Source organism: Streptomyces milbemycinicus (genome assembly GCF_002154605.1).
Lineage (GTDB): Bacteria > Actinomycetota > Actinomycetes > Streptomycetales > Streptomycetaceae > Streptomyces > Streptomyces milbemycinicus.
Map to the genome: position 1 here is coordinate 1 of NZ_MUNE01000665.1, position 2,751 is coordinate 2,751.

General features: G+C 66.0%; 1 protein-coding gene. It reads left to right on the top strand.

Annotated elements, in window-relative coordinates:
• On the top strand, positions 1-2,751 hold a 2,751-nt coding region (locus CCN51_RS42100; RefSeq protein ID WP_143676069.1), incomplete at both ends, for a type I polyketide synthase.

Genomic DNA, 2,751 nt, shown 5'->3' on the forward strand with positions numbered 1-2,751 from the left:
CCGATGGACCGCGGCTGGGACCTCGGGAGCCTGTACGACGGGGATCCGGACCGACAGGGCAGGACCTATGTGCGGGAGGGTGGCTTCCTGCATGACGCCGCCGAGTTCGATGCGGCGTTTTTCGGGATTTCGCCGCGTGAGGCGGCGGCGATGGATCCGCAGCAGCGGTTGTTGTTGGAGACGTCGTGGGAGGCGTTCGAGCGTGCGGGCATCGATCCGGCCTCGCTCAAGGGCAGCCAGGCGGGCGTCTTCACCGGAGTGATGTACAACGACTACGGCTCCCGGCTGCGCGTCGCTCCCGAGGGCTTCGAGGGCTACCTGGGCAGTGGCAGCGCGGGAAGCGTTGCATCGGGTCGGGTGGCTTATGCGTTGGGGCTTGAGGGTCCTGCGGTGACGGTGGATACGGCGTGTTCGTCGTCGTTGGTGGCGTTGCATTTGGCGGTGCAGGCGTTGCGGTCGGGGGAGTGTTCGCTGGCGTTGGCGGGTGGTGTGGCTGTGATGTCGACGCCGACGGTGTTTGTGGAGTTCAGTCGTCAGCGGGGTCTTGCGGTTGATGGTCGTTGTAAGTCGTTTGCTGAGGGTGCGGATGGTACGGGGTGGGCTGAGGGTGCGGGGGTGTTGTTGTTGGAGCGGTTGTCTGATGCGCGGCGGAATGGGCGTCGGGTGTTGGCGGTGGTGCGTGGTTCGGCGGTGAATCAGGATGGTGCGTCGAATGGTTTGACGGCGCCGAACGGGCCTTCGCAGCAGCGCGTGATTCGGCAGGCGTTGGCGAGTGCGCGGCTTTCCGCTGGTGATGTGGATGTGGTGGAGGCGCATGGTACGGGGACGACGCTGGGTGATCCGATTGAGGCGCAGGCGTTGTTGGCGACGTATGGGCAGGGTCGGTCGGAGGGTCGGCCGTTGTGGTTGGGGTCGTTGAAGTCGAATATCGGTCATGCGCAGGCGGCTGCGGGTGTGGCTGGTGTGATGAAGATGGTGTTGGCGATGCGGTATGGGGTGTTGCCGCGGACGTTGCATGTGGATGAGCCGTCGCGGCAGGTGGACTGGGAGTCCGGCGCGGTTGAGTTGCTGACTGAAGAGCGGGAGTGGCCGGAGAGCGACCGGCCGCGCAGTGCCGCGGTGTCTTCGTTCGGCATCAGCGGGACGAATGCGCATGTGATTCTCGAGGCGGCGCCTATGGCTGAGGCGGAGTCCGAGGAGCGGGTGGCGGCGGTGGCTCCAGTTGTGGTGCCGTGGGTGGTTTCGGGGCGTGGTGTGGGTGCGTTGCGGGGGCAGGCGGGGCGTTTGTTGTCGCGTGTGGAGCGTGATGGGGGGCTTTCGCCGGTGGATGTGGGGTGGTCGCTGGCGTCGGGGCGGGCGGCTTTCGAGCATCGGGCCGTGGTGGTGGGTGAGGGTCGGGATGGTCTGCTGGCTGGGCTTGGCGCGTTGGTGCGTGGTGAGGATGCGTCGGGTGTGGTGACGGGGCCGGTGGAGGGTGTCGGCTCGGGTCGGTTGGCGGTGTTGTTCTCGGGTCAGGGCAGCCAGCGGGTGCGTATGGGACGCGAGTTGTACGGTCAGCACGCGATGTTCGCGGAAGCCTTCGACAAGGCATGCGGACTGCTGGACAAGGAACTTGCGGGGCATGTCGAGCGGTCCGTGCGTGATGTGATCTTCGGTGACGATGCTGCTCTGCTTGGTCAGACGGTGTTTACGCAGGCTGGCCTGTTCGCCGTTGAGGTGGCGTTGTTCCGGTTGGTCGAGTCATGGGGCGTGACGCCGGAGTTTGTGGGTGGGCATTCGATTGGTGAGATCGCCGCAGCCCATGTAGCGAGCGTGTTCTCGTTGGAGGATGCGGTTCGGCTGGTGGCGGCTCGGGGCCGGTTGATGCAGGCGCTGCCCGTCGGCGGGGCGATGGTCGCCATCCAAGCCACTGAGGACGAGGCCAGGGAGTTCCTTGCGGCGTATCAAGGCCGCGTGGATGTCGCAGCGGTCAATGGGCCAAGCTCGGTGGTCGTCTCGGGTGATGAGGACGCTGTCCTTGCTGTGGCGCAGAAATTCCGGGGTCAGGGGGGTAAGACCAAGCGCCTTGAGGTGTCGCATGCGTTCCACTCGCCTCGTATGGATGCGATGCTGGACGACTTCCGCACCGTCGCCGAGACCTTGACCTACGTCGCGCCGCGCATCCCGGTCGTCTCCAACGTGACCGGCAAGCTGGCGACGTCCGACGAGCTGGGGTCGGCTGGCTACTGGGTGCGGCATGTCCGTGAGGCAGTCCGCTTCAGCGATGGCCTGGCCTGTCTGGCCGAGAAGAACGTGTCCGTCTTCCTTGAGCTGGGACCGGACGGCGTGCTGAGCGCCATGGGCGACGACACCGTGACTAAGGGAGTGTTCGTCCCTGTCCTGGAGTCCGGGCGCTCTGAGTCCGAGACGCTGCTGTCCGGTCTCGCCCAGGCGTGGGCCAACGGTGCCGACATGGATTGGACGCGGGTGTTCGAGGGCGTCAGTGCCTCTCGTGTTGACTTGCCGACGTATGCGTTCCAGCGGGAGCGGTTTTGGCTGGATGCTCCTGTTGAGGCGGTTGTGGTGGATGAGGTGGAGGCGCGGTTCTGGGAGGCGGTGGAGCGGGAGGATCTGGAGTCGCTTGCTTCGACGCTTGAGCTGTCGGACGGTGAGCAGTTGGGTGCTGTGTTGCCGGTGTTGTCGTCGTGGCGGCGGGGGCAGCGGGAGCGGTCGCGGTTGGATGGGTGGCGTTACCGGGTCGGTTGGAAGCCG